22 protein-coding genes are annotated in these 25043 nt (G+C 67.1%); 13 read left to right on the forward strand and 9 right to left on the reverse strand.

Features of this window, described 5'->3' with window-relative positions:
• The first annotated feature begins 2 nt into the window (after window positions 1-2).
• From DFO45_RS06435 to DFO45_RS06450, 4 genes are read left to right on the forward strand one after another with little or no spacing between them, the layout of a single operon-like run.
• Complete coding sequence (locus DFO45_RS06435) at window positions 3-491, forward strand: periplasmic heavy metal sensor (protein ID WP_245517984.1); 489 nt, start codon at window positions 3-5, stop codon at window positions 489-491.
• Window positions 488-1813, forward strand: coding sequence for an MdtA/MuxA family multidrug efflux RND transporter periplasmic adaptor subunit (locus DFO45_RS06440; RefSeq protein ID WP_012170955.1), 1326 nt, complete (start codon window positions 488-490; stop codon window positions 1811-1813). Before DFO45_RS06435 ends, DFO45_RS06440 begins: the two co-directional genes overlap by 4 nt.
• The gene (locus DFO45_RS06445; RefSeq protein WP_133864227.1) at window positions 1810-4905 is read left to right on the forward strand and encodes an MdtB/MuxB family multidrug efflux RND transporter permease subunit; all 3096 of its coding nucleotides are present in this window, start codon (window positions 1810-1812) and stop codon (window positions 4903-4905) included. The genes DFO45_RS06440 and DFO45_RS06445 overlap by 4 nt, the downstream gene beginning before the upstream one ends.
• Window positions 4902-8180 (forward strand): efflux RND transporter permease subunit, encoded by a 3279-nt coding sequence (locus DFO45_RS06450; protein ID WP_133864228.1) that lies wholly within the window; start codon window positions 4902-4904, stop codon window positions 8178-8180. The genes DFO45_RS06445 and DFO45_RS06450 overlap by 4 nt, the downstream gene beginning before the upstream one ends.
• Window positions 8181-8189: 9 nt before the next feature.
• On the opposite strand, the gene DFO45_RS06455 is transcribed toward DFO45_RS06450, so the two are convergent.
• Entirely contained in the window at window positions 8190-8693 is a 504-nt protein-coding gene (locus tag DFO45_RS06455; protein ID WP_133864229.1) for a TspO/MBR family protein, read from the reverse strand.
• Window positions 8694-8835: 142 nt separating this feature from the next.
• Between DFO45_RS06455 and DFO45_RS06460 the strand changes: the two genes are divergently transcribed.
• Complete coding sequence (locus tag DFO45_RS06460) at window positions 8836-9252, forward strand: DUF2177 family protein (protein ID WP_133864230.1); 417 nt, start codon at window positions 8836-8838, stop codon at window positions 9250-9252.
• Here DFO45_RS06460 and DFO45_RS06465 read toward each other — a convergent pair.
• Both DFO45_RS06465 and DFO45_RS06470 read right to left on the reverse strand, forming a co-directional pair.
• Window positions 9231-10046, reverse strand: a complete 816-nt coding sequence (locus DFO45_RS06465; protein WP_133864231.1) for a DUF1295 domain-containing protein — start codon at window positions 10044-10046, stop codon at window positions 9231-9233. The genes DFO45_RS06460 and DFO45_RS06465 overlap by 22 nt on opposite strands.
• Window positions 10047-10077: 31 nt before the next feature.
• Window positions 10078-10758 carry a ChrR family anti-sigma-E factor gene (locus DFO45_RS06470; protein WP_245517969.1) on the reverse strand — a complete coding sequence of 227 codons (681 nt, stop codon included), beginning with the start codon at window positions 10756-10758 and terminating at the stop codon, window positions 10078-10080.
• Window positions 10759-10934: 176 nt separating this feature from the next.
• Between DFO45_RS06470 and DFO45_RS06475 the strand changes: the two genes are divergently transcribed.
• The 3 genes from DFO45_RS06475 to DFO45_RS06485 are packed head-to-tail and all read left to right on the forward strand — an operon-like array spanning window position 10935 to window position 14305.
• A complete protein-coding gene (locus tag DFO45_RS06475; protein WP_133864232.1) occupies window positions 10935-12287 on the forward strand; it encodes an FAD-dependent oxidoreductase in 1353 nt (450 codons plus the stop codon).
• Entirely contained in the window at window positions 12284-13066 is a 783-nt protein-coding gene (locus tag DFO45_RS06480; RefSeq protein ID WP_133864233.1) for a DUF1365 family protein, read from the forward strand. Before DFO45_RS06475 ends, DFO45_RS06480 begins: the two co-directional genes overlap by 4 nt.
• A gap of 48 nt (window positions 13067-13114) precedes the next feature.
• Window positions 13115-14305: a cyclopropane-fatty-acyl-phospholipid synthase family protein gene (locus DFO45_RS06485; RefSeq protein WP_245517970.1), complete on the forward strand. Its 1191-nt coding sequence runs from the start codon at window positions 13115-13117 to the stop codon at window positions 14303-14305.
• A gap of 21 nt (window positions 14306-14326) precedes the next feature.
• On the opposite strand, the gene DFO45_RS06490 is transcribed toward DFO45_RS06485, so the two are convergent.
• The 6 genes from DFO45_RS06490 to DFO45_RS06515 all read right to left on the reverse strand — a co-directional run bounded on the left by DFO45_RS06490 (window position 14327) and on the right by DFO45_RS06515 (window position 20207).
• Complete coding sequence (locus DFO45_RS06490) at window positions 14327-15280, reverse strand: cupin domain-containing protein (RefSeq protein ID WP_133864235.1); 954 nt, start codon at window positions 15278-15280, stop codon at window positions 14327-14329.
• A 12-nt stretch (window positions 15281-15292) separates the two neighbouring features.
• Window positions 15293-16546 (reverse strand): Zn-dependent hydrolase, encoded by a 1254-nt coding sequence (locus tag DFO45_RS06495; RefSeq protein WP_133864236.1) that lies wholly within the window; start codon window positions 16544-16546, stop codon window positions 15293-15295.
• Window positions 16547-16549: 3 nt separating this feature from the next.
• A complete protein-coding gene (locus tag DFO45_RS06500) occupies window positions 16550-17428 on the reverse strand; it encodes an alpha/beta hydrolase (RefSeq protein ID WP_133864237.1) in 879 nt (292 codons plus the stop codon).
• A gap of 17 nt (window positions 17429-17445) precedes the next feature.
• A complete protein-coding gene (locus DFO45_RS06505) occupies window positions 17446-18579 on the reverse strand; it encodes a pyridoxal phosphate-dependent aminotransferase (protein WP_133864238.1) in 1134 nt (377 codons plus the stop codon).
• Window positions 18580-18648: 69 nt separating this feature from the next.
• A complete protein-coding gene (locus DFO45_RS06510; protein WP_133864239.1) occupies window positions 18649-19428 on the reverse strand; it encodes an SDR family oxidoreductase in 780 nt (259 codons plus the stop codon).
• Between the two features lie 68 nt (window positions 19429-19496).
• A complete protein-coding gene (locus DFO45_RS06515; protein ID WP_166657061.1) occupies window positions 19497-20207 on the reverse strand; it encodes a GntR family transcriptional regulator in 711 nt (236 codons plus the stop codon).
• A gap of 247 nt (window positions 20208-20454) precedes the next feature.
• On the opposite strand from DFO45_RS06515, the gene DFO45_RS06520 reads away from it, so the two are divergent.
• The 5 genes from DFO45_RS06520 (at window position 20455) to DFO45_RS06540 (ending at window position 25041) form a co-directional block, all read left to right on the forward strand.
• On the forward strand, window positions 20455-21327 hold the full coding sequence (locus DFO45_RS06520; RefSeq protein ID WP_245517971.1) for an ABC transporter ATP-binding protein: 873 nt from the start codon (window positions 20455-20457) through the stop codon (window positions 21325-21327).
• Window positions 21328-21338: 11 nt separating this feature from the next.
• Window positions 21339-22124: a class II aldolase/adducin family protein gene (locus tag DFO45_RS06525; protein WP_133864242.1), complete on the forward strand. Its 786-nt coding sequence runs from the start codon at window positions 21339-21341 to the stop codon at window positions 22122-22124.
• A gap of 28 nt (window positions 22125-22152) precedes the next feature.
• A complete protein-coding gene (locus tag DFO45_RS06530; protein WP_133864243.1) occupies window positions 22153-23205 on the forward strand; it encodes an ABC transporter substrate-binding protein in 1053 nt (350 codons plus the stop codon).
• Window positions 23206-23455: 250 nt separating this feature from the next.
• Window positions 23456-24268 carry an ABC transporter permease gene (locus DFO45_RS06535; RefSeq protein WP_133864244.1) on the forward strand — a complete coding sequence of 271 codons (813 nt, stop codon included), beginning with the start codon at window positions 23456-23458 and terminating at the stop codon, window positions 24266-24268.
• A complete protein-coding gene (locus DFO45_RS06540; protein ID WP_245517972.1) occupies window positions 24265-25041 on the forward strand; it encodes an ABC transporter permease in 777 nt (258 codons plus the stop codon). Before DFO45_RS06535 ends, DFO45_RS06540 begins: the two co-directional genes overlap by 4 nt.
• Window positions 25042-25043 lie beyond the last annotated feature (2 nt).

Below are 25043 nucleotides of genomic sequence, written 5' to 3' on the forward strand. Positions count from 1 at the left end.
ACGTGCCCCCATCCGCCTCCGCCGGGCGCGCGCGGCGCTGGCTTCTCATCGCCTCGCTGGCGCTGAACGTCTTCTTCATCGGCGGGCTGGTGTCCGTGGCCTCGCACCGCTTCACCCGGCCGCCGCCGACACCTGCGGACCGCACGCTGGAGGCCCGCATCGACCGGCTGACGAACAGCCTGCCGCCGCAGGATGCCGCCCTGTTGCAGACGCAGTTCAGGGCGGTGGAGGCCACCGTCGAGCGCGCACGGCAGGCCTCCCGCGATGCCCAGCAGAATGTGCGCGTCGCCCTGACCGCGCCGACCTTCGATCCTGACGCTGCGACGCAGGCGCTCGGTGCCCTGCGCGAGGCGCGCGAGCGCATCTGGATCGAAATTCACAGCGCTCTGGTGAAAGCGGCCATCGCAATGTCACCGGAAGGCCGCGAACGTCTCGCACGCTGGATTCCCTCAGGCGAAACCGGCCCCGAACAGAAGAAGCGACCCAAATGAACGAGCCCTTCCGCGATCCCAAGGGCGAGCCCGTCCAGCTTGACCTGCCCGAGGTTCCCGCGCGCAAGAAGCGCCGGTTTCCCTGGTCGCTGCTCATCTGCGCGGCTCTGGTGGCTCTGGTCGGCGCCGGCTGGCTGATCCGCCCGCAGCAGCAGGCGGGACCGGGCATGCGGCGCGCCTTCAATGGTCCCGTGCCGGTCGCCACCGCGACGGTGGAGAAAGGTTCGCTCCCGGTCACGCTCACCGCGCTGGGCACCGTGACGCCTCTCACCACGGTGACGGTGCGCAGCCAGATTTCGGGCCGACTGACCAAGATCAGCTTTCAGGAAGGGCAGGACGTGAAGGCCGGCGATCCACTGGCCGAGGTGGACCCGCGCCCCTATGAGGCGGCGCTGAAGCAGGCGCAGGGCCAGCTCGCCCGCGATCAGGCCCAGCTGCGCAATGCGCAGCTCGATTTGACCCGCTACCAGACGCTGGTGGCCAAATCCGCCGCGTCCCAGCAGTCGGTGGATACGCAGGAAGCCCTCGTCGCGCAGTATCAGGGCACGGTCCAGATGGACCAGGCGCAGGTGCGCACCGCCGAACTGAACCTTGAATACTGTCACATCGTCGCCCCCGTCTCCGGCCGCCTCGGCATCCGGCAGGTGGACGTCGGCAATTATGTGCAGGCGGGCGACAGCACCGGCATCGTGGTCATCACGCAGTTGAAGCCCATCACGGTGGTCTTCTCCCTGCCCGAAGACGTGGTGCCGCAGGTGGCCCGGCGCCTCGAGGCCAAGGCCGACCTGCCGGTCACCGTCTATGACCGCAACCGGCGCGCCAAGATCGCCACCGGCCAGCTCATCACCATCGACAACCAGGTGGACACCACCACGGGCACGGTAAAGCTGAAGGCGCAGTTTCCGAACGACGACGGCAGCCTCTTCCCGAACCAGTTCGTGAATGTGGACCTTCTGGTGAACACCATGGACGGCGCGGTCATCGTGCCCTCCGCCGCCGTCCAGCGCGGCGCGCCGGGGCCTTACGTCTATGTGGTCGGCGCCGATCAGACGGTGAGCGTGCACAAGGTGAAGCTCGGCCCCTCCGCCGGCGACAAGATTGCCGTCCTTGAAGGGCTCAATCCCGGTGACAAGGTGGTGGTCGACGGCGCCGACAAGCTGCGCGAAGGCGCGCAGGTGACCGAGCCGGACGCCGGCCAGACGCCGGGCCAGCCCGGACGCCGGCCCGGAGGCCCCAATGCCGCGGCCGGTCAGGGCCCCTCCGGCGCACCGGGCGCGCCCGGCAACGGCCAGCCGCGCCGGTCGCAGGCACCGACGCCGTGAACCCGTCCCGCCCCTTCATCGAGCGCCCCGTCGCCACATCGCTGCTGATGGCGGCGGTGCTGCTGGTGGGCGCGCTCGCCTTCCGCTTCCTGCCGCTCTCGGCGCTGCCGGAGGTGGACTATCCCACCATTGCGGTGCGCACCTTCTATCCCGGTGCGAGCCCGGAGGTGATGACCTCGGCCGTGACGGCGCCGCTGGAGCGCCAGCTCGGCCAGATGGCCAACCTCAAGCAGATGAGCTCGGTGAGTTCCGCCGGCGCCTCCATCATCACGCTCCAGTTCGGTCTCGACCTGACGCTGGACGTGGCCGAGCAGGAGGTGCAGGCGGCCATCAATGCCGCCGGCAACCTGCTGCCGAGTGACCTGCCCGCCCCGCCCATCTATGCCAAGGTCAATCCGGCCGACGCACCGATCCTCACCCTTGCGGTCACGTCGAAGACCCTGAGCCCGACGGCGCTGGAGGACATTGCGGATACGCGGGTGGCGCAGAAGCTTTCGCAGATTCAGGGCGTCGGTCTCGTCAGCCTCGGCGGCGGTCAGCGGCCGGCGGTGCGCATCCGCGCCAATCTCTCGGCGCTCGCCGCCTATGGCCTCAATATCGACGACCTGCGCACCAGCATTTCCAACGCCAACGTCAACAGCCCCAAGGGCAATTTCGACGGGCCGATGCGCGCCTATTCGGTGACGGCCAACGACCAGATCAAGGACCCGGCCGTCTATCGCGACCTCGTCATTGCCTATCGCAAGGGCGCACCGGTCCGGCTGTCGCAGGTGGCAGAGGTGATCGACGGGGCGGAAAACGACAAGCTCGCCGCCTGGATGAACACGACGCCGGCCATCATCCTCAACATCCAGCGCCAGCCGGGCGCCAACGTCATCGCGGTGGTGAACGAGATCAAGGCGATCCTGCCGGAACTCACCGCCAACCTGCCCTCCGCCGTTCAGGTGGACATCCTCACCGACCGCACCACCACCATCCGCGCCTCCGTGCTCGATACGGAGATCGAGCTGGTGTTCGCCGTGGCCCTCGTGGTGCTGGTGATCTTCCTCTTCCTGCGCAACCTGCCGGCGACCGTCATCCCGAGCCTGTCCGTGCCGCTCTCCATCGTCGGCACGTTCGCGGTCATGTATCTGGCGGGCTTCAGCCTCAACAATCTTTCGCTGATGGCGCTCACCATCGCCACCGGCTTCGTGGTGGACGATGCGATCGTCATGATCGAGAACATCGCCCGCTATGTGGAAGAGGGGATGGAGCCCTATGAGGCGGCGCTGAAGGGCTCGGCGCAGATCGGCTTCACCATCGTCTCGCTTACCGTCTCGCTGATCGCGGTGCTGATCCCGCTGCTGTTCATGGCGGACGTGATCGGCCGCCTGTTCCGCGAGTTCGCCATCACCCTCTCCGTCACGATCCTCATCTCGGCGGTGGTCTCGCTCACCCTCGTGCCCATGCTGTGCGCGCGGATGCTGAAGGCCGCGCCCCACCGCCCCGCCGAGGCCTCCCGGCGCATCGGCTGGTTCGACCGGCTGATCGCCGCCTATGGCCGGATGCTGAAGGTGGTGCTGCGCCACCAGATAACGACCCTGATGGTCGCCCTCGGCACGCTCGCCCTGACCGTGGCGCTCTACGTGTTCATCCCCAAGGGCTTCTTCCCGGTGCAGGACACTGGGCTCATCCAGGGTGTGACCGAAGCCTCCCAGTCCATTTCCTTCTCCGCCATGGCCGAGCGCCAGCAGGCGCTGGTGACGGAGCTGCTGAAGGATCCGAACGTCGAGAACGTCACCTCCTTCATCGGTGCCGACGGCACCAACACGACGCTGAACAGCGGCCGGCTCCAGATCGCGCTGAAACCCCGTGACGACCGGGACATGGGCGTGCTCGACGTGATCCGCGAGCTGAACGCGCGCGTCGCCAACGTGCGGGGCATCTCGCTCTACATGCAGCCGGTGCAGGATCTTACCGTGGATGCCACGGTCGCGCGGGGCCAGTACCAGTTCATCCTCTCGGATACCAATCCGCAGGAGCTCTCCCAGTGGGTGCCCAAGCTCGTGGACGCCCTCGCCGCGCGGCCCGAGCTGCAGGACGTTTCCAGCAACCTTCTGGACAAGGGCCTTGCGGTGGACATCACCCTCGACCGCGACACCGCCGCGCGCTTCGGCATCACCACGGCGACGCTCGACAATGCGCTCTATGACGCCTTCGGGCAGCGCATCATCTCCACCATCTTCACCCAGACCAACCAGTATCGCGTGATCCTCGAAGCGGACCCGGCGCTCCAGGCCAATTTGAAGTCGCTGGAGAATGTCCATGTGCCCTCGTCCGCCGGCGGGCAGGTGCCGCTCTCGGCCATCGCCACCATCACCGAGCGCACTGCGCCGCTCCAGATCGCCCATCTGAGCCAGTTTCCCGCCGTCACCGTCTCCTTCAACCTCGCGCCCGGGGTGGCGCTGGGCGAGGCGGTGGAGATCGTGAAGGAGGTGGAGCGCAGCATCGGCCTGCCGGCCAGCATCACCACCGCCTTCCAGGGCGCGGCGCTGGCCTTCCAGGGGGCGCTGTCGAACCAACTCCTGCTGATCCTCGCGGCGCTGGTGACGGTCTATGTGGTGCTGGGCGTGCTCTATGAGAGCTACATCCACCCGATCACCATCCTCTCCACGCTGCCCTCCGCGAGCGTCGGCGCGCTGCTGGCGCTGATGGCGACCGGCGGGGAGCTGGATGTCATCGGCATCATCGGCATCATCCTGCTCATCGGCATCGTGAAGAAGAATGCGATCATGATGATCGACTTCGCCCTCGATGCGGAGCGCAACCAGGGCATGGCGCCGGAGGAAGCCATCTATCAGGCCTGCCTGCTGCGCTTCCGGCCGATCCTGATGACCACCATGGCGGCCATCCTCGGCGCCCTGCCGCTGGTGTTGGGACAGGGCGCGGGCTCGGAGCTGCGGTCGCCGCTCGGCATCTGCATCATCGGCGGTCTCGTGGCGAGCCAGATCCTCACCCTGTTCACCACGCCGGTCATCTATCTGATGTTCGAGCGCGCCGCCCGGCGCCTCGCCCGCTGGACCGGCCGGGCACCGGAAGAGGCGCTGCCGTGAACATTTCGGCGCCCTTCATCCGACGGTCGGTGGCCACCACGCTGCTGACCATCGGCCTCGGCCTGTCCGGGCTGCTCGCCTATTTCAACCTGCCCGTGGCGCCGTTGCCGCAGGTGGACATCCCGACCATCCAGGTGAGCGCCTCCATGCCGGGCGCGAGCCCGGACACCATGGCCTCCACGGTGGCGACGCCGCTGGAGCGCCATCTCGGCCAGATCGCCGACGTGAGCGAGATCACCTCCAACAGCACGCTCGGCCAGACCCGCATCACGCTCCAGTTCGGCCTCAGCCGCGACATCGACGGTGCCGCACGCGACGTGCAGGCTGCCATCAACGCCGCCCGTGCGGACCTGCCGGCGGCCCTGCGCAGCAATCCGACCTATCGCAAGGTCAACCCGGCGGACGCGCCGGTGATGATCCTGTCGCTCACCTCGGACACGCTGAGCCGCGGCCAGCTCTATGACAGTGCCGCCACGGTGCTCCAGCAGAAGCTCTCGCAGGTGAAGGGCGTCGGGCAGGTGACCATCGGCGGCAGTTCCCTGCCGGCGGTGCGGGTGGAAATCAATCCGAGCGCTCTCTCGCAGTATGGCATCGGCCTTGAGGACGTGCGGGCGGCGCTGGCCGCCGCCAATGCGAATTCCCCCAAGGGCGCCATCGAGTCCAAGGGCCAGCGCTGGCAGATCTATACCAACGACCAGGCCTCCAAGGCGGACGCCTACCGCTCCCTCATCATTGCCTATCGCAACAATGCGCCCGTGCGCATTTCGGACGTCGCGACGGTCGAGGACTCGGTGGAGAACATCCGCAACGAGGGGCTCGCCAACGGCAAGCCCTCGGTGCTCATCCTCATCTCCCGCGAGCCCGGCGCGAACATCATCGAGACCATCGACCGGGTGAAGGACCTGATGCCGGAACTGCGGGCCTCGATCCCCGCCGACATCACGCTCGCCATCGCGCAGGACCGCACCGCCACCATCCGCGCCTCGGTGGCGGACGTGGAACATGCCCTCCTGATCGCCGTCATTCTGGTGGTGGTCGTCGTCTTCGCCTTCCTGCGGGATGCGCGGGCGGCGCTCATTCCCAGTGTGGCGGTGCCGGTGTCGCTGCTTGGCACCTTCTCGGCCATGTATCTGCTGGGCTACAGCCTCGACAACTTTTCCCTCATGGCGCTCACCATCGCCACGGGGTTCGTGGTGGATGACGCCATCGTGGTGGTGGAGAACGTCATCCGCCACATGGAGGCGGGCAAGTCGCGCCTCGAGGCGGCGCTGGCGGGGGCGCGGGAGGTGGGCTTCACCGTGCTCTCCATGAGCATCTCGCTCATCGCCGTCTTCATTCCGCTGCTGCTCATGGGCGGCATTGTCGGCCGCTTCTTCCGGGAATTCTCGGTCACCATCTCGGTGGCCATCCTCGTCTCCATGGTGGTGTCGCTGACCACCACGCCCATGATGTGCGCCTATCTGCTGCGCCCGCACCGGGCGGAGCGGCCCGGCAACCGGCTGGGCCGTGCGGCGGAACGCGTGTTCAAGGGCATCCTCGCCGGCTATGCGCGCTCCCTCGACTGGGCGCTGGCGCACCGTCTCTTCATCCTGCTGCTCCTCGGCGGCGTGGTGGCGCTCAACGTCCACCTCTTCTCCGTCGTGCCCAAGGGGTTCTTCCCGCAGCAGGACACCGGCATGCTGGTGGGCGGCGCGCAGGCGGACCAGAGCATCTCCTTCCAGCTCATGCGCCAGAAGCTCATGCGCTTCGTGGAGATCATCAAGTCCGATCCGGCCGTGGACAGTGTGGTGGGCTATACCGGCGGCGGGCAGACCAATTCCGCCTTCGTCTTCGTCTCGCTGAAGCCCAAGGAGGAACGGGACGCCTCCGCCGATCAGGTCATCGCCCGGCTGCGCGGTCGCCTGTCGTCCGTCCCCGGCGCCACCATGTTCCTTCAGGCCATGCAGGACGTGCGGGCGGGCGGGCGCCAGTCCAATGCCCAGTACCAGTTCACGCTCCAGAGCGACGATCTCGCCGTGCTGCGCGAATGGACGCCCAAGATCACGGAAGCCCTCAAGCGCAACCCCGACCTCGTGGACGTGAATTCGGACACGCAGGAAAAGGGGCTGGAGATGCAGCTCGACATCAACCGGGACACCGCCGCCCGGCTGGGGCTCTCCATGAGCCAGATCAGCAACACGCTCTATGACGCTTTCGGCCAGCGGCAGGTCTCCACCATCTACGCGCCGCTGAACCAGTATCACGTGGTCATGGAGGTGGCGCCGCGTTACTGGCAGGACCCGCGCACGCTGGACGACATCCGCATCTCCACCAGCGGCGCGGCGCTGGCGGGGAGCCTTGCCACCGCATCGGTCACGAGCCAGATCACCTCAACGGTCTCCAGCGCCCTCTCGGCCGCCACGGGCACGACCGATACGACGCTCGATGCGGTACGCAACGCCAGCACGAACCGCATTGCCAACACCACGAAATCCGGCACCTCCACGGGCGCGGCGGTGAGCACCCGCTTCTCGCCCTCCATCCCGCTGTCTGCCTTCGCCTCCTACGGGCCGGGCAATGCGCCGCTGGCGGTGAACCATCAGGGCCTGTTCGCCGCCTCGACCATTTCCTTCAATCTGCCCGAGGGCAAGACCATCGGCGATGCGGTGGCCTCCATCCAGCGCACGATGGTGGAGATCGGCACGCCCTCAAGCGTCCACGGCACCTTCCAGGGGACGGCCAAGGTGTTCCAGCAGTCGCTGTCCTCCCAGCCGCTGTTGATCCTGCTGGCGCTGGCGACGGTCTATGTGGTGCTGGGCGTGCTCTATGAGAGCTTCATCCACCCCATCACCATCCTCTCCACTTTGCCCTCCGCCGGCCTTGGCGCGGTGCTGGCGCTGATCGCCTTCAACACCGAATTCAGCCTCATCGCGCTGATCGGTGTGATCCTGCTCATCGGCATCGTGAAGAAGAATGCCATCATGATGGTGGACTTCGCGCTGGAAGCGGAGCGCCAGCAGGGCCTGCCGCCGGCCGCCGCCATCCGCGAAGCCTGTCTCCAGCGCTTCCGCCCGATCCTGATGACCACGCTGGCGGCAGTCTTCGGCGCCCTGCCACTGGCGCTCGCCTCCGGGACGGGTGCGGAGCTACGCCAGCCGCTCGGCATCTCGATCATCGGCGGACTGCTGGTGAGCCAGTTGCTCACCCTCTATTCGACACCCGTCGTCTATCTCTGGCTGGATCGCCTGCGGGGTCGCGAGCGCCGCCGCCGGCTTGCGCCGGTGCCCGCGGAATGAAATGCGCCCTCAGCCGTTCAGCTGCCAGAGGGTGAAGTTGAGCACGCTGGCGAACCCCACCCAGGCCGCCAGCGGCACGAGGCAGGCGCCCGCCAGCCGGTCCAGCCGCCAGAAGGCGCCGATGGTCGCGAGGATGACCAGCCACTGCGGCCCGATGTTGAGGACGCCCAGCAGCGGGCTGTGGAGATAGAAGAACATCCACGACCAGGCGGCGTTGAGCACGAGCTGGAGGAAGAACAGCGTCAGCGCCGTCGAGCGTCCGGGCGTCGCCTTCGGCAGGCGCAGGATGCGCCACGCCGCATAGGCCATCAGCACATAGAGCGTCGTCCAAACCGGGCCGAAGATCCAGTTCGGCGGGTTGAACGCGGGCTTCACCAACCCCGCGTACCAAGGGGCAAGATTGGGGAAGGTGGCGATCTGCCCAAGCACGGAGGCGGCGACCACCGGCAGCACCGCGAGCGCCACCTGGCCGAGACCCTGTGGGGAAAGAAGCCGAATGCGCTGTGCCGTCATCTCATGATCCTCGCTGTATGTCCGGCCCGAAAGCCGCGCGTCCGCGCCGGCGAACCGAAGGTGCTGGAACCGGTTTACCTGATCCGTGGCCCGTGCCCGTCCGTAGCAGACCACCGAGACCCAGCATCCGGGAGACAATGCCGTGGCCCTCTATCTTCTCGCTTATGTATGCACGGCGCTTGTGTTCCTGGTCATCGACGCGGTCTGGCTCACCGCCATGGGCGACCGTTTCTACAAACCCCTGATGGGCGACATGGTTCTGCCCGGCTTCCGCATGGGCCCGGCGATCGCCTTCTATCTCCTCTATGTGGCCGGGATGGTGATCTTCGCCGTGTCTCCTGCCCTCGCCAACGGCAAGTGGACCACCGCACTCATCTTCGGCGCCGCCTTCGGCTTCTTTGCCTATGCCACTTATGATCTCACCAATCAGGCAACCCTGCGCAACTGGCCGCTTGTCCTCACCCTCGTCGATCTGACCTGGGGCACCGTTCTCACCGCATCCGCCTCCACCCTCGGCTTCCTCGCCGCGCGGACGCTTCACAAGGCCTTCTTCGGCTGAGGGCGCCAGGGCAGGAAGGCGCTGACCCGTTGCTGGTAGGCCCGGAAGGCGTCTCCGCGGCTGCGCATCATGTGCGCTTCCAGTGGCGGAATGCCGGAGAGGTGGACCAGCAGGGCATACATGAAGGCCGGCCCCACCAGCGTGACGAGCCCCCAAGGATAAGCGTTCAGCCCCTGAAGTCCGATGACCACGTAGCCGAACCAGCCCAGCCACTGGAAGAAATAGTTGGGGTGACGCGACAGTCCCCAGAGGCCGACGTCGCACACCTTGCCCCGGTTGGCCGGATCGCGCCGAAAGCGCGCCAGTTGGGCGTCGGAAACCGCCTCGCCAAGGATGCAGGAGACGAGCAGCACGGCGCCGGCGAGATCCATTGCGTTGATCCCCGGCACCGGATTGCGGGCCGCGGCCAGCACGGCAAGAGCGAGCAGAAAGCCGCTAAGCGCCTGGATCTGTAGGAAGAGGAATAGCTCGCTGGCCGCCTTATCCCCCCACAGGGTGCGCAGATGTGCATAGCGTGGATCATCCCCACCACCCCGGGTGCGCCCGGCGATGTGCCCGCCGAGCCGCAATGCCCAGAGCGCCACGAGGCCGGCCACCAGCCATTGCCGCGGGGTGGTCCCGCCGTCCGGCCAGATCGGGGCGAGGGCCGCGAAAAGCCCGGCCCCACCGAGGGTGAAGGACCAGATGCTGTCGATCCAGCCCGACTGGCGCGTTGCCTGCGCCACCGCCCAGGCCAGCGACATGGCGAGGGTGAAGATCGCCGCCAGCAGCAGAAGGAGCACGGGATAGGTCATGCGGGCCGTTTCCCTCTTGATGCCGCGATCGTCAGAATCCCACGAAGGGCTGCATGAGGCGGCCGATGACGCCGCTGAAGCGCATGCTGCCCTCGATGGCAGCGACGCAGATGCAGTCGCCCTCGGGCCCGGCCACCGGCTCATGGTCAAGGGCACTGTCCGCCTCGCAGAAATCACCCGGCCGGTAATCCTGATGGCCGTCCGAGAAGGAGCCGTGGATGACCTGCGTGAACTCGGTGCCGGTGTGCCCATGCTCGGGAATCTTGGAGCCCGGCGCGATCCGCAGCAGCCGGGCGCCGGTGAAGCGATGACCCGGCAGCAGAATGTGCCGGGCCTTCACGCCCGGCCCGAGCCAGCGCCATCGCCCGAAATCATAAGCTCCGAGAACGGACGGCAAGTCCACGTCCGCGGGCTGCCGGCGCGCCGGACGGCTGCGGGGCGGCGGCGGGGCGGCGGCATCCGCGCGCGCCTGCGTCTCGATGAGCGCAGCGTCGGACATTTCCGTGGGCGGAAGGGCGTCAAGAAGGGCGCCGCCTGCGGCTGCAAAGACCCGCAGCCGCTCCCGGCAATGGGAGCAGAATGCCAGATGGCTCTGGGTGACCACCGCCGGTCCGACCTCAAGCCGCCCCGCCGCATAGGCCAGCAGCGTCTCGTCGCTCGGGTGATGGAGCACCTGACGCCCGTTCACGATGCCTTTGTCTTCGCCTGTCACGCTTCCGCTTCCCGCGCCCTGCGGCGCTACATGTGTCGCGAATTGTCTACGGCGGGTGGCGTGATCTGGATCAGCGCGCGGGCAAGTGATCCGGCTTTGGAACGCTGACGTAGGAACAGACAAGCTGACGGCTTCTCCGGCGGCGCAGGCCCGCTCTCCAAAACAAGGTCATATCAATGAGTTCGCTGCGTGCACCCGGAGCCGACCGCCCCCTGCGCATCGCCGTCATCGGCAGCGGCATCTCCGGCCTTTCGGCGGCCTGGCTGCTGTCTTCGCGCCACGAGGTGACGCTCTATGAGGCGGATCGGCGCATCGGCGGGCACAGCAACACCGTGGACACGCCGGCCGGCCCCGTGGACACCGGCTTCATCGTCTATAACGAGGCGGCCTATCCCAATCTCACCGCCCTTTTCGCCCATCTGAACGTGCCCACGAAATGGTCGGACATGTCGCTGGGCGTCTCGCTCGATCGGGGACGGCTCGAATATTCCGGCGACAGCCTGCGCAAGCTGTTCGCCCAGCCCGCCAATCTGGTGAGCGGGCGCTTCTGGACCATGCTGCGTGACCTCCTGCGCTTCTATCGCGAGGCCCCGGCCGCGGTGGCCGCGCTGGAGGATACGCCCCTTGACGTCTACCTCGCCGCCGAGGGCTACAGCGCCGCCTTCCGGGACGACCATCTCTATCCCATGGCCGCCGCCATCTGGTCGACGCCGGCGGCGGAGATCGGCGCCTATCCGGCGGCCGCCTTCATCCGTTTCTGCATCAATCACGGTCTGCTTCAGGTGCTCAACCGGCCGCTCTGGCGGACGGTGGACGGCGGCAGCCGGGAGTATGTCCGCCGCCTGCTCGCCCCCTTGGGCGACCGGGTGCGGGTGGGGTGCGCCGTGCGCAGCGTGCGCCGCGTTTCCGGTCTGGTGGACGTGACGGACCAGTCGGGCAACCGCGCCTTCTTCGATCACGTGGTCATCGCCACCCATGCGGAACAAGCGCTGCGCCTGCTCACCGACCCGACGCTGACCGAGCGCCAGTTGCTCGGAGCCTTCCGCTATTCCACCAACGAGGCCATCCTGCACCGGGACACGTCGCTGATGCCAAAGCGCAAGGCCGTGTGGTCGGCCTGGAACTACATGTCGGAGCGGGATGGGGACGGCGCGCGCCTCTCCGTGACCTACTGGATGAACCGTCTTCAGGGCCTGCCCATGGACCAGCCCCTCTTCGTGACCCTCAACCCGCCACGCGAGCCGCGCGCCGGCACCGTGCTGCGCCGCGAGACCTATACCCATCCCACCTTCAACACCGAGGCGATGGCGACCCAGAAGCAGCTCTGGACCATTCAGGGCCAGCACAACACCTGGTATTGCGGCGCCCATTTCGGCGCCGGTTTCCATGAGGACGGACTTCAGGCGGGTCTTGCCGTGGCCGAGGCGCTCGGCGGCGTGCGTCGGCCGTGGACCGTGGCGAGCGAATCCGGCCGCATCTTCCTCCAGCCACGTGAAGCGGCCATGCCGGCACTGGAGGCAGCCGAATGATGCCCCCGGCCTCCGCCCTCTATTCCGGCACGGTGGTGCACCACCGGGTGCGCCCCCGCGAACATCGCCTCAGCTACAAGATGTTCTCGCTGCTGCTGGACCTCGACGAACTCGACGTGCTCGATGGGCGGCTTCGCCTCTTCTCGCGCAACCGCTTCAACGTCTTCGGCTTCCGCGACCGGGACTATGGCGACGGATCGCGGACGCCGCTGCGGGTGCAGGTGGAGCGGCATCTTGCGGCCGCCGGCATCGCCTTCGATGGCGGGCCGATCCGGCTGCTCACCATGCCGCGCATCCTCGGCTATGCCTTCAATCCGCTCAGCGTCTATTTCTGCTACCGCCGCGACGGCGGGCTGGCTGCGATCCTCTATGAGGTGAACAACACCTTCGGCGAGCGGCACAGCTACCTGCTGCCGACGGACGATCCGTTCGCGCCGACCATTCGCCAGCGGACGGACAAGCGCTTCTTCGTTTCGCCCTTCATGGACATGGACCTGACCTACCAGTTCCGCGTGCAGCCGCCGGGCGCTCGGGTGGGCATCGGCATCGCGACCCGGGACCGTGCGGGGCTCGTCCTCTCCGCCACGCTTGCATCCACACGGGTTGAACTGACGGACAACGCGCTGCTCAACGCCTTCTTTTCCTGTCCGCTTCTGACCCTTAAGGTGATCGGTGGCATCCATTGGGAAGCCCTTCAGATCTTTCTGAAGGGCATCGGGTTGAGGCACCGCCCCCCTCCGCCCGTCCACCCCGTCACGGTTGCGCGTTCCGACACATGAGGGTTCTGGCGGAAAATGTCGGTAGAAAGTGAACGCCGCGGCGCCGTCGTGTCGCGTGAGGCCCCCGCGCGGGGCATCGGCCCCTTCATCCTGAAGCGCCTGCTGTCGCGCCTGTCCCGTGGGCGACTGACGGTGATTCTCCCCTCCGGCGGGCGGATCGAGAGCGCGATGCGCGCGCCGGGGCCGGAAGCAACCCTCGTTCTCCACAACTGGCGCACCTTTCGCCGCTTCGCCGCCCGTGGGCAGGTGGGCTTTGCCGAGGCCTATATGGCCGGGGAATGGACCAGTCCGGACCCGGCGGCGCTGATCGAGCTTGCGGCCATAAATATCGAGCGGCTGGAGGCGGCGCTCAGCGGCCTCTGGCCGGTGCGGCTCGCGCGTCGCCTTACCCATGCCCGGCGGGCCAACACGAAGAAGGGGAGCCGGAAGAACATCTCCTTCCACTACGATCTCGGCAACGATTTCTACCGCCTCTGGCTCGACCCCTCGATGACCTATTCGAGCGCCATCTTCGAGCCGCCGACCCTGTCCCTCGAAGAGGCACAGGACGCGAAACTCGCCCGGATCGGTAGCTGGCTCGATATCGGCGCCGCCGGCACGCGCGTGCTGGAGATCGGCTGCGGCTGGGGCGCGCTCGCCTCCAAGCTCGCGCACATGGGTGCCCATGTGACCGGACTGACGCTCTCCAAGGAACAGCTTGCCTTCGCGCAGGAGCGGATCGCGCGCGAGGGCATGGCCGAGCGCGTGGACCTGCGCCTTCAGGATTATCGCGATGTGGTGGGGCAGTTCGACCGCATCGTCTCCATCGAGATGCTGGAGGCGGTGGGCGAGCAATACTGGCCGGTCTATTTCGGAGCCATCAAGAAGCATCTCGTGCCCGGTGGCGTCGCGGTCCTGCAAGGCATCACCATCGACGAGCCGCGCTATGAGGGCTACCGCGCCAATCCGGACTTCATCCAGCACTACATCTTTCCCGGCGGCATGCTGCCGACCAAGGAGATCATGGCCGCGCAGGCGAAGGCAGCCGGCCTCGTGCTGGAGAAGGTGGAGAGCTTCGGCCTCAGCTATGCCATGACGCTCGCCGAATGGCGCCGCCGCTTCCTGGCCGCCTGGCCGGCCATCGAGAAGATGGGGTTCGACACCACCTTCAAACGCCTTTGGGAATATTACCTCGCTTATTGCGAGGGGGGCTTCCGGGCCGGTGTGATCGACGTCTCGCTTTATCGCCTGCGGGCCTGAGGGGGCGCTGCCCCCTCCTTCTCACTCCAGAAACTCGAACCCCCTGGTGCGGGCGTGATAATGCAGCCCGCCGTCCTGGACGATGAGGAACAGCGCCCGGCTGTCGCCGCCATTGTGATGGGAATGCGGGGCGCCGGGTGGCGTCACAAGCGTGGCGAAGGGCGACCAGTCGCAGCGTACGCCGCCAACCATGGAATAGCTGTCGTCCCCGTTCAGCACGAGGGTGAGCGCCGCCGAATTGTGCCGGTGCGCTTTCTGGTGCGTCTTGGGCGGCAGGGTGTTCAGCGACAGCGTGAGCGTCGGCAGGATGTTGCGCGCCGCCTGCTGGCGGTCGGACGAGAAGATCAGCGCCATGCCGGAGGTCTGGGCGTTTGGCGCCGCGCCATAGATGATCTCGATCTGCCGGGCGATCTCGGCCGCCGGATAATGCACGGGATCGACCGGGCGGGCCTCTTCGGACGGCCGACGGTCGGCATCGAAGGCAAGCTGGGGCTCGTTCGTGACCACCCAGAGCACGGTGCGCGTTGCGGCCTCTAGCGCCGCCGGCGCGCCGGTGAGCAGGAACACGTCGCCCTTGGCGAAGGCGATGGTCTCGCCGCCCTGAACCACCCGGCCCTCGCCTTCGATAACGTACCAGATGGAGCCGGTGGCCTCGAAATCCGCAACGAGATGCTCACCCGCTCCGATGACCGCATAGCGCGCCAGCATGAGCGGCGAGGTCGCGGGAAAGGCGCAGCCCATGGCGGCCGACTGGTCGCAGGCGATGAAGCCGGTGGGCGTATCGGCCGAGAGGGCCTGTCGCGCCTGTTCGGTGAAGACGCCGCCGGGGACCGGCGGCAGCTTGATGTTGAAGGCATTGCCCGAATTGAAATAGCGCGCCCGCGCTTCCGCCTCGCTCGCCGGGGCGAGCGCGCTCTGCGGCGGCAGATCCGCCATGTCCATCACGGGCGTGGTGATCTTGGCGGAAGCGGGCATGGGCGCAACTCCTCAGGCAGACGGCATTTCAGAAGAGGCGAGCAGATCGGCCAGGACATCGCAGAGCACCTGCGCGCCGGCCGCCACGTGGGCAGGCTCGGACCATTCGGCCTCGGCATGGCTGATGCCATCGCGACAGGGGATGAAGATCATCGCCGCCGGCGCGCGCTTGGCGAGGTGGCGGGAATCGTGCCCGGCATAAGAGAGGATCGGCATGGCGCCGTAGCCGTGCCGTTCTGCTGCCGCGCTGATGGCCTGCTGGAGAACCGGCGAGAAATCGTTGGAAGGCTCGTTGACCAGCAGGTCGAGCGCGACGGCGCAAGGTGCCGCTTCCGCCGTGCAGATGGCGCGGATGCGCTCGGCCAACAACTCCAGCACGGCATTGTCGGGATGGCGCATGTCGATGCTGAACGTGACCTTGCCGGGAATGACCGAGGGCGCGTTGGGCTCCACCTGCACGCGGCCGATGGTGAACTTGATGAGCGCATCATGGGCGCCCACCTGCCGGTTCAGTTCCACCACCATGCGGCCGAAGGCGGCGATGGCATCGCGCCGCTCCGCCATGGCGAGCGTGCCTGCATGGCCTTCCGCGCCGGAGATGGTGATGCGGAAGGTACGCTTCCCCTGCATCCCGGTGACGATGCCGATCTCCTTGCCCTGCGCCTCCAGCACCGGCCCCTGCTCGATGTGCAACTCCACATAGGCGCCCACCGGGAACCCCAGCGGGCGCTGGGGCACGTCCGGGAAGCTGGCATGCAGCCGGTCCAGTTCCGCGCCCATGGTGATGCCGTCGAGGTCCGTGCGGGCGCGGATCTCGGCGAGCGGTCGGGTGGCCGAGAAGGCCTCCGATCCGGTCATGCCCGGCGCGAAGCGGCTGCCTTCCTCATTCATCCACGCCACCACCACCAGATCCCGCCGGCGCGGCACGCCCGCCGCTGCCAGCGTTTCGGCGGCCTCGAAGGCGGTCAGCACGCCGGCCGCGCCATCGAACTTGCCGCCGGTGGGCTGGGTGTCGATGTGGCTCCCGGCCACCACCGGCGGCAGGCTGCGGTCCTCGCCCGGCAAGGTGAGGAAGAGATTGCCCGCCGGGTCCGTCGAGGGCTCGAAACCGAGCGGCCGCGCCCAGTCGAGGATCAGCCGCCACGCCTCGGCCTCGCCGAGGGTCAAAGCCTGACGATTGACGCCGCCCTGCGAGAGCGCGCCGATCTCGGCCAGCGCCATCAGGCGGTTCCAGACCCGCCCGGCATCGATCAAAGGATAGGCCATGGGTCAGTTCGTCCGCATGATCTGGCCGGGAATGGCGCGCGGATCGCGCGGCAGCCAGCGCCCCGCCTCCACCTGCGCAATGAACTCCGCCAGTTGCGCGTTGAAGGCGGCGGGCTCCTCAAGGTTCAGCGTGTGGCCGGTCTTGGGGAAGACGCACAGGCCACTCGCCGGGATGGTCTTCTTGAGGAAGATGCCCGGCTGGAGGCAATGGTCATCCTCGTCACCCACCATGATGAGGGTCGGCACGTTCATGGATTTCAGCCCCTCTTCCAGATCCCAGAAGGAGGGCCGGCGGGCCTGCACGCCGCGCATGGTCATGGCCGCGCCGAGGTCCGAATGGGTGGCGAGGCGGTCGGCAAATTCGTTCCAGCCGCGCGGATCCTTGTTCTGGAACTGCACGCGGCTCGCGCCCAGCGCATAGATCTTGGAGAACTCCCTGGCGCCCTGGCGCTCGAAATTGTCCGCCACCTCCCGCGAGACGCCCCGGAAATACTCCTCAAATTCCTTCTCGCAGCCATAGCCGGCACCGGCCACCGTGAGCGAGAGCGCGCGTTCCGGCGTGCGCAGGCCGAAATGGACGGTGGCGAAACCGCCCATGGAGAGGCCGACGATGTGCGCCTTCCCGATGCCGAGGCCGTCCAGCACCGCCACCGCGTCATCGGCCGCAAGCGCCTGCGAATACTGCTCCATGTCGCTCGGAATATCCGACGGCGCATAGCCCCGCGCCGCATAGGTGATGCAGCGGTGGCGGCGGGCGAAGAACCGCATCTGCGGCTCCCAGCTCATATGATTGCCGCCGAACTCATGGACGAAGAGGATGGGCGTACCCTCGCCCGCCTCTTCCACATGCAGGCGGATGCCGTCCTTCGTGGTCACATGCATGGTGCGTCTCTCAAGGCTCAGAACTGGGGGCCGATGTCGTTGAGCGTGCGGGCGGTGGCGACGAGCGCGGGAAGCTGCGCGCAGAAGGCATCCACCCAGCCCTCCGGGACCGAGGTGCTCACCTTCACGAAGCGGTCGCCGAAACGTGCCGTGTGATAGGTGCCCTGGCGGATCATCATCTTCTCGCGCCGGGCCGCTTCCACCAGGGCCTCCGGCCGGATGCCGGCGCCGATGGTTTCCAGCACGAGGAAGTTGCCGTGCGAGGGATAGACCGGCAACGCGAAGCCTTCGATGGCGGACGCAGCCTCCTTGATCTTGGCCTTGTTGGCGCGATCGATACGGCGCACCTCGGCCATCCATTCGGGCTTCACCTTCAGCCCCGCCTCGGCCGCTCGCTGGGCGATGACGCTGGCGCCCAGCACGCTGGTCGCCCGCTCGGCGCAGGCCTCCAGCACGGCGGGCGCCGCCACCAGCGCGCCGACGCGCAGGCCGGCAAGGCCGAGCCATTTGGAGAAGGAGAGCGAGACGATGGCGCCCTCGGGCGCGGCGAGCAGCGCCGGATGATGGCCGTCCGCGAAATCGCGATAGGTGCAGTCATGCACCAGCATGGCGCCGCAGTCGCGGGCAATGGCTGCGAAGGCCTCGATCTCCTCGCGCGTGTAACGGATGCCGAGCGGATTGTTGGGGTCCACGAGATAGATGATGGCGGTGCGCTCATCCACCGCCGCTTTCAGCGCCTCGGGCGTCAGGCGATAGTTGCAGGCGGGATCATAGATGGGGATCTCGATCACCTCCGCGCCCGCCTGCTTCGCAAAGAGGCAGGGCCACTTCCAGGTGGGATCGGTGGTGACGAAGGTGGTGCCCGGCCGGCAATAGGCGCGGCACACCATGGCGAGCGCCGAGACGCCACCTTCCGTCACCAGCGCCTCGGCACCGGGCGTGCCGAGATCGGCGACGATGGCCGCGCGCAGCGCCTCGAAGCCCAGCGGCGGGGCATAGGCGTTGAAGGCGCCTTCCTCGATGGCCGCGATCATCGCCGCCTTCACCGCCGGATGGGCCGGGATGTGGTTGGTGTTCTGCCCCAGCCACATGAGGCCGGGCGTGCTGGAGAGCGCATCGAAATAGCGATTGCGCTGGCTGGCGGATGACATGAGCGGTCCTTGGGGCGAGCCGGGAAGGAACGCGGCCGGTGCGGGCCGGCCGCAGGAAAGCGCTGGCGCTCAGATGACCGAGCCGCGGGCCGAGATGCCGCCGTCGATGGTCACGTTGGTGCCGGTGATGTAGCCGGCGCGGGGCGAGGCGAGGAACGCCACGAGGTCCGCCACTTCCTCGGAGGTCGCGGGCCGCTTGCCCGGATATTTGTCGAACAGCTCCTCCCAGCGGCTTTCATCGCCCAGCATGTCGATGGCCTTGCGCTTCATGATCTTGAGCATGCGATCGGTCGCCACCGGCCCCGGATTGACGCCCACCACGCGCACGCCTTCATTGAGGCTCGCGCCGCCAAGCGCCTTCGTAAAGGACATGAGCGCCGCATTGCCCGTGGAGCCGGCGATATAGCTCGCATCCCAGTTCTCACCGGAATTGCCGATGACATTGACGATCACGCCATCCTTGCCGCGCATCTTCTTATAGAAGGCGCGGGCCAGCGTGATGTAGCCGAAGACCTTGAGATCGAAGCCGCGCCGCCAGGCGGCATCGTCCACGATCTCCAGCGAGCCGGCGGGGATGTCGCCGGCATTGTTGATCAGAATGTCCACATAGCCCACGTCCTCGGCCAGCTTCTCCATGGCCTCGGTGGACGACAGATCGAGCGCATGCACGGTAACGCGCACGCCGTGGGCGGCTTCCAGCTCGCCCTTGGCCTGCGCCATCGCCTCGCCATTGCGGGCGGCCAGATGCAGGTGGCAGCCTTCGGCGGCAAACACCTGCGCCACGGCAAGGCCGATACCCTTCGAGGCGCCGGTGATCAGGGCGGTCTTGTTCGTGAGGTCCAACTTCAAGGCAGGTCTCCAGGCGAAATGGATATACAATAGCTAGCAAATTGCATACCAACTCGCGTCGCTCGCGCTCATCCGAAGGCGGCGAGGAAATCCAGCAAATTATCGCCCAGCAGATTCACGTGGTCCCGCATGGCCTTGTGGGCCCGCTCCGCATCATGGTCGGCAATCGCCGCAATCACCTCCGCATGCTCGCGCAGCGTATCCGATATGCGGGTCGGCATGCGGGTGACACGGCGCCGATAGGCGGCCACCTGATTGCGCAGCCGGCGGGTCTGGTCGGCCAGAAAGGCGTTCGCCGAAGCCTCATAGAGCGCCTCGTGAAACTCCTGGTTCACATCGTAGAAAAGGTCGATGTCCTTTAGGGTTGCGACCTGTTCCAGCTTCTCGTGGATGGCCCTCAGCTTGTCCATCTGGGCCGGCGTGATGCGCCGCGCGGCGAGGCGGGCGCACAGACCCTCCATCTCCGCCATCACCTGAAACATCTCGATCAGCGCATGCGCACCAATTGAGCGCACCACCGCCCCTTGCCGGCCGCGCAGTTCGACCAGACCGCTGGCGGCGAGAAGGCGGAACGCCTCGCGCACCGGGGTGCGGGAAACCCCATAGCGGGCGGCGATTTCCTGCTCATCGAGACGACTGCCGGGCTCAAGGCGCCCGGCGGCGATGGCGGTCTCAAGCTCTCCGCGCAGCTTCTCGGCCAACGTGGGCGCGGCGGTGCGGAGCCCGTCCTGCCCAAAAGGCGCGCATTCCGCGTCATCCTGTGCACGGATACTGCTCATTCGCGCACTCATTCTCTTCCTCGGTATACATAAAGGCGGGTCGCTCACCGCCAGTCTCTCCCAACTCGCCACCGCAAGCAAATGTCGGCTCTGCATAAGGCACATATGCCGGGCGCGTCATCGCCGCCCGCGACCGGCGAGGCGCCTTCCCTTCCGTTGGCACATCGATTGCTTGGGATGAAGGAAAGCGGCGCATTTTTGCGTATGCGGAAAATGCCACTCATTATACATGGTGGAAGGACGGCTTTTGACCCTCGCATCCAGCAGCCTCCCGCTTCCGGCCGAAGCGGCGGGTCCGACGGCCTCGACCTCCGCCGCGGACGCGCGTCCGCTTCTGGAGATGAAGGGACTGTCGAAAAGCTTCGCCAACGTCACCGCCGTTTCCGGCTTCGAGGCCGCCATCGCGCCGGGCGAGTTCGTCACCGTCGTCGGCCCTAGCGGCTGCGGAAAGAGCACCCTGTTCAACATCGTAGCCGGGCTGGAGGAGCCGGACAGCGGCAGCATCCTGCGCTTCGAGGGGCGCAGCTGCCATGCGCGCGAACTTCTGGGCAAGGTGTCCTTCATGCCCCAGCGCGACCTGCTTCTCCCCTGGCGCACGGTCATCGACAATGCCGTCATCCCGATGGAGATCGAGGGCCGCTCGCGGAAGGCCGCGCGGGCCGAGGCGCGCGAGATGCTGCCCGAGTTCGGCCTTGCCGGCTTCGGCGACCAGTATCCGCACGAGCTCTCCGGCGGCATGCGCCAGCGCGTGGCGCTCATGCGCACCTTCATGTTCAAGCGCGAGCTGATGCTGCTGGACGAGCCGTTCGGCGCGCTCGATGCGCTCACGCGCACCATGATGCAACGCTGGCTGCTGGAGGTGTGGCGCAAGCACCGCCGCACCATCCTCTTCATCACCCATGATGTGGACGAGGCGCTGTTCCTTGGCGACCGCGTGCTCGTCATGTCGGCGCGGCCGGGCCGGGTGAAGCTGGAGCTTCCCGTCTCCCTGCCGCGCCCGCGCTCCGCCGAACTCGTCACGGACCCGGAATTCGTGCGCCTGAAGCGCATCCTGCTGGAAGCCATCGAGGAGGAGGCCATGAAGTCCTTCCTCGCCCCCGGCGCTTCCGGCACCCACTGATGGATCATCCCATGACCGCGACCGACACCACCGCCGCCTGCCCGGCGCACATGGACCCGAGCGAATGGGACGCCCGCGTCGCGCTCGCCGCCTGCTACCGCATGGTGGCGAAGCTCGGCCTGGACGATCTCATCTACAACCACATCTCCAGCCGCGTGCCGGGGCATGAGAACCAGTTCCTCATCAATCCCTATGGCCTGCTGTTCAGCGAGATGACGGCCTCGAGCCTCGTCAAGATCGACATCGAGGGCCGCAAGCTGCAGGAAACACCCTATGAGGTGAACCTGGCCGCCTTCGTCATCCATGCGGCGCTCCACAAGACCAGCCATGACGCGGTCTGCGTGCTGCACACCCATTCGGATGCCAGCGTGGCGGTGTCCGGGCAGGAGCAGGGCCTCCTGCCGCTGAGCCAATTCGCCATGCGCTTCTACAACCGGCAGGCCTTCCACGATTACGAGGGCGTCGCCATCGACCTCGACGAGCAGCAGCGTCTGGTGCGCGATCTCGGGCCCCACAAGGTCATGCTCATGCGCAATCACGGCATCCTCACCGTCGGCCGCACGCCGGGGGAAGCCTTCATGCTGCTCTATTATTTCGAGCGTGCCGCCAAGATCCAGCTCGCCATGCAGGCGGCCTGCGCGTCGGGCGTGAAGCTCGTCATTCCCCCGCATGAGGTCTGCGAGCATGCCGCCCGCCAGTTCTGGGAGCTGAAGGGCGACATTCTCGTGCCCGGCGAGCGCGAATGGCCCGCGCTCATGCGCCAGCTCGACCGCGAAGATCCGTCCTACCGCCAATAACAGCCAACACCTTCCGGAGACGAAGACGATGACTGAACGGGTTGAAAAGACGCGCCGCACAGGTCCGAGCCGCCGGCATGTGATGGCCGGCCTCGCCGCGGGGCTTGCGATGATGGGCGGGGCCGGCGCCGCTCCCGCCAGGGCCGCCGATCTCACCAAGGCGACGCTGCGCCTCAAGTGGCTGCCGCAGACCCAGTTCGCCGGCTTCTACGTCGCTGTGGCCAAGGGCTATTACAAGGACGAGGGCATCGACCTCACCATCAATCCCGGCGGCCCGAACCTGCTGGCGGAAAACCTCGTCGCCACCGGCGCCGACACGTTCGGCCTGTCGGGTGGCCTCGACAGCGTGTTCGCCGCCCGCGACAAGGGCATGCCGGTGGTGTGTATCGGCATTTCCCACCAGATGACGCCCTTCGTCTTCGTCGCTCGCGCCGACGGGCCGATAAAGACCATTCAGGATTTCAAGGGCAAGACCGTCACCACCTGGTTCACCGGCGCGAACCATGTGCTCAACGCCATTCTCGCCAAGAACGGCATCGATCCTTCGCTGGTGACCATCCAGCCGCAGCAGGTGAGCGTCACGCCCTTCATCGATGGGCAGGTCGATGTCATCACCGCCACGCGGTACAATGAATATTACACCATCAAGACCCGCATGGGCGAAGAGAAGCTGCGCACGTTCGTGGCCGAGGACAGCGGCATCACCTTCCCCCGTGACACGCTGATCGTGTCGGAGACCACCGCGAAGGAGAAGCCGGAGCTGGTGAAGGCCTTCCTGCGCGCCTCCATCAAGGGATGGAAGGACGCCTTCAACGATCCCAAGGGCGCCGTGGATACGGTGATGGCCATCGCCCCGACCCTCGACCGTGCCCATCAGGAATTCCAGCTCACCGAGGCCAAGAAGCTGATGGTGGCCGGCAAGGTGCCGGAGAAGGGCCTGTTCTGGATCGACATGGATTCCGTGAAGATCACGCAGGACCTGTTCCTGAACGCCAAGGTCATCTCCAAGCCCGTGGACCTCGGCGCCACCTTCAACACAAGCTTCCTCGAAGCCATTCCGCTGGCCGACCGCAAGCCGTGAGGCGGACCGCCCGGCCTGCCCTCTCCCCAACCCTCCCCCGCAAGCGGGAGAGGGCGTGGCGATCGCACCCGGACCAAAACCGTTCTCCTCGGGATCATGCGTGCCACCATTACGTCCGCGAGACGCAAAGCCCTCTCCCGCTTGCGGGGGAGGGTTGGGAGGGGGCAGGCATCCGCGTCAAGGACGAGCGTCCGGCCCCTTTTCACCTTCTGCCCCGGCCGTGGCCCCGCCCACCGAAGAATAGGAAGCGATGAGCACGTCCAGCCTCGCCCATCCGGCCCTGCCGCCGTCGGGCGCCTCCCTCCGCCTCCTCCTGCCGCTGCTGCGCCTTTTGCGCGGGCTCGCCATTCTCGTGGCCGTCTTCGCGGCCTGGGAGGCGCTGGTCATCGCCTTCGCCATCCGCCCCTATTATCTGCCGCGCCCGACCGTCATCTTCGCCGCCCTCTGGCAGACGCCCGCGCCTTATGTGCAGGGGTTCCTGCGCACGCTCAGCGAGACGCTCCTCGGCTTCGTCGCGGGCGGCGTCTTCGGCATCGGGATCGGGCTCCTGTTCTTCCGGGCGCGGGCGCTGCGGGAGCTGATCTTCCCGCTCTTCATCGTGTCCCAGACCATCCCGGTCATCGCCTTCGGCGCGCTGGTGGTGCTGTGGTTCGGCAACACGCTCCTCGCTAAGGCCGCGATCGCCTTCTACCTCACCTTCTTCCCGGTGACGGTGAACACGCTGCTGGGGCTCGAAAGTGTCGATCCGCGACAGGAAGCGCTGCTGCGTTCCTTCGGCGCAAGCCCGCTCCAGTTGCTCACGCGGCTGCAATTTCCAACTGCCCTGCCGCAGATCTTCGTGGCGCTGCGCCTGGCCTCCTCGCTCGCCCTCGTGGGCGCCATCGTGGGGGAATGGTTCGGCGACACCGTGGGCCTCGGCGTGCTGCTCCTTCAGGGCATGTATACGGAGAATGTCGTGAGCATCTGGGCGACGCTGCTCGTCTCCGCCCTGCTCGGCACCGGCTTCTATGCCCTCGTGGCCGCCGCCGAACGGGCCTTCGTCTTTTGGGGGGCGGAGCAATGAGCGACGCACCGGAGATGGCCGGCGCCGCCCGGCCGCGCAGCCTCACGCTCCAGCGCGGCATGCTCGGCATCGTGCTGTTCGTCCTGGCCTGGGAAGGCATCGCGCGGGGCTTTCACCTGCCGGCCTATACGCTGCCGGCGGTCAGCGACATCCTCGCCAGCATCTATGCCAAGCGCGCGGTCCTTCTCACCGCCGCCGGCTTCACCCTCACCGAGGCGCTGGTGGGCTATGTCCTCGGCGCGCTCATCGGCATCGGGCTCGCGATCGTCATCACGCTGATCCCGCCCACCCGCACTGTGCTCCTGCCCGCCGCCACCGCCATCAATTCCGTGCCGGTGGTGGCCTATTCGCCACTGATCCTGCTGTGGTTCGGCATCGGCATGGGCTCGAAGTTCGTGATGGTGGCGCTGGCGGTGAGCTTCACGGTCTTCCTTTCCGCCCTTGCCGGCTTCGACCGGGTGGACCGGCGCTCGGTCGACCTGTTGCGCAGCTTCGGGGCCGGGCGGCTCGCCATCCTGTGGCGTCTGCGCCTGCCCACCGCTTTGCCGCTGATCGCCGCCGGCCTGCGGGTTTCGACCGTCCGCTCTCTCATCGTCGCCATCGTCACGGAAATGCTTGGCGCCTATGGCGGGCTCGGCTGGGTGATCTATCAGGCGGTGCTCCAGATCGACTTCGTGCAGGTGTGGGGCGCCATCTTCGTCGCCTCCGCCGCCAGCCTCGCCTTCTTTGGCCTCATCGGCTTTGCCGAAAAGCGCATCATCTTCTGGAAGTGAAA

Origin of the sequence: Azorhizobium sp. AG788, assembly GCF_004364705.1 — a bacterium.
Classification (GTDB): domain Bacteria; phylum Pseudomonadota; class Alphaproteobacteria; order Rhizobiales; family Xanthobacteraceae; genus Azorhizobium; species Azorhizobium caulinodans.